The sequence below is a fragment of the Pseudomonas sp. K5002 genome (assembly GCF_013386655.1).
In the GTDB taxonomy this organism is placed as follows: domain Bacteria; phylum Pseudomonadota; class Gammaproteobacteria; order Pseudomonadales; family Pseudomonadaceae; genus Aquipseudomonas.
Genome location: NZ_JACARK010000179.1, coordinates 1 through 2,099 on the forward strand (window position 1 = coordinate 1; position 2,099 = coordinate 2,099).

A 2,099-nucleotide genomic window follows, 5' to 3' on the forward strand; every position below is an offset into this window, starting at 1 on the left:
CCGGCCAGGATCGGCGTACCGGCCTGCAAGCCCAACCGCCGGGCCCATTCCTCCAGCAAACCACCGACCACTTCACCGGAATACAGCAAACGCTCCGGCATCATCGCCAACGGAATCCCAAGCGCCGCCAGCATCTCGGCCGACCAGCCGCGCCGGGCCACATCGTAGACGCCACCGATATTGCCGGCGCTGCTGTGGTCCACCGCCAACTCACCGGTCAGGCACCAGTTGATGTAGCTGTTGGGCGGCAGCAGGTAGCGGGTGTTGGCCCACACCTGCGGCTGGTGCTGCTTGAGCCAGAGCATCTTGGTGAAACCGTAGTAGCTGTCCACCGAGTTGCCGGTGACCGCAAACAGCCGCTCCAGCTCCACATGCTCGCGCACCCACTCCACCTGCTCGCCCGCGCGCCGGTCCATCCAGATCAGGCACGGGTGCAGCGGCGTGATCTGCGCGTCCACGGCAATCCCCGAGCCGCCGTACAGGCTGCTGATGCACAGCGCCTTGACCTGCTCTTTTGCCACGCCGGCCTTCGCCATGCACTGGGCGACGCAGGCCTCCACCGCATCCAGCCAGACCTGCGGCCACTGCTCGGCCCAGCGCACTTTCGGGGTATCCACGCGATACCCCTGGCTGTGCTGGGCGATGATCAGGCCGTCCGCATCCACCAGCAGCGCCTTGGTGCTTTGCGTGCCGATGTCCACACCCATTACGTAGTTCATGTCAGAGCACCGGCTTCAGCAGCACCTTGATCGACTTGGTCGAGTTGGCCAGCTCAAACGCTTCGGCCCAGCTGTCCAGCCCGAAGTCATGGGTCACGATGCCCTTGGACGTCACCAGGCCACGCTCGAACAAGTCGATGGCCACCGGGTAGCAATACGGCCCCAGGTGCGCACCGCGTACGTCCAGCTCCTTGCGGTCGCCGATGATCGACCAGTCGGCGCTGGTCTCGGCGCCAAACACGCTGAACTCGACAAACCGGCCGAGCTTGCGGATCAAGTCCAGGCCCTGGGTAACGCCCGCCGGTACGCCGGTGGTTTCGATGTACACGTCGCAGCCGTAGTTGTCGGTCAGGCTGTTGATGATCTCCCGGGCGTTGTCCCGGGACGGGTTGATCACCACGTCGGCACCGTACTGCTTCGCCAGTTCCAGGCGCTCGTCGACCATGTCGATCACCACCAGTTTCTTCGGCGTTTTCAGGGCGGCCACTTGCACCATGCACAGGCCCAGGGTGCCGGCACCGGCGATCACCAGCACGTCATCCAGCTGGATCTCACCGCGGTTGACGGTGTGAATCGCGCAGGACATCGGCTCGATCAGCGCCGAATCTTCCAGGGACACCGACTCCGGAATCTTGTGCACAATGGCGGTCTTCGGGATGCGCATATACTGAGCCATGCCGCCTTCGGCCACTTCACGCTGGAAGCCGAAGATGTTGTGCACCTCGCACATCCAGTACTTGCCGGACTTGCAGAAACGGCACTTGCCACATGGCACGATCTGCTCGGCGATCACCTTGTCGCCGACCTTCACCTCAAAGTGCTCCTCGGCGCCCTCGCCCGCTTCCACCACGTAGCCAAAGAACTCGTGCCCCGGCACCACCGGGGCCTTGACCCACGGGTTATCGCCGCCCCAGAACATCGCGGCGCCCGAGTGGCATTTGCAGTCACTGGCGCAGATGCCGCAGGCGGCGATGCGAATCACCAGTTCATTGACCCGCGCCTGGGGTTTGCTGATGCGTTCCAGGCGGTAGTCTTTCGGGCCGTGGCAGACGACGGCTTGCATTTGGTTGTGCTTTTCCATGATGTGCGGACCTTTCTTGAGCATGAGAGAACCCATCGCGGCCACCATGGCCGCGTGGAGATAACCGGTTTACTTGTGGCGCTGACGGCTGATGAAGATCGCCAGCAAAATGATCCCGCCCTTGATCACGCTCTGGACATAGGGCGAGACCCCGAGCATGTTCAAGCCGTTGTTCAACACCCCCAGCAGCATGGCGCCGAGCAAGGTGCCGACGATTACCCCGCGCCCACCGGCAATCGAGGCGCCGCCCAGGACCACCGCGGCAATCGCGTCGAGTTCGAACGACACCCCGGCATTCG

General features: G+C 63.6%; 3 protein-coding genes. All 3 read right to left on the reverse strand.

The features are described from left to right. On the reverse strand, window positions 1–719 hold a 719-nt coding region (locus tag HX846_RS10160), incomplete at its 3' end, for an FGGY family carbohydrate kinase (protein ID WP_256739802.1). A 1-nt stretch (window position 720) separates the two neighbouring features. Next, on the reverse strand, window positions 721–1,800 hold the full coding sequence (locus tag HX846_RS10165; protein WP_032898587.1) for an alcohol dehydrogenase catalytic domain-containing protein: 1,080 nt from the start codon (window positions 1,798–1,800) through the stop codon (window positions 721–723). A 69-nt stretch (window positions 1,801–1,869) separates the two neighbouring features. After that, the coding region (locus HX846_RS10170) for an ABC transporter permease (protein ID WP_372241976.1) at window positions 1,870–2,099 on the reverse strand (230 nt) is incomplete at its 5' end.

Coding starts and splice junctions, on each gene's coding strand:
- HX846_RS10165 (WP_032898587.1), bottom strand. CDS start 1,800: ATGGAAAAGCACAACCAAATGCAAGCCGTCGTCTGCCACGGCCCGAAA.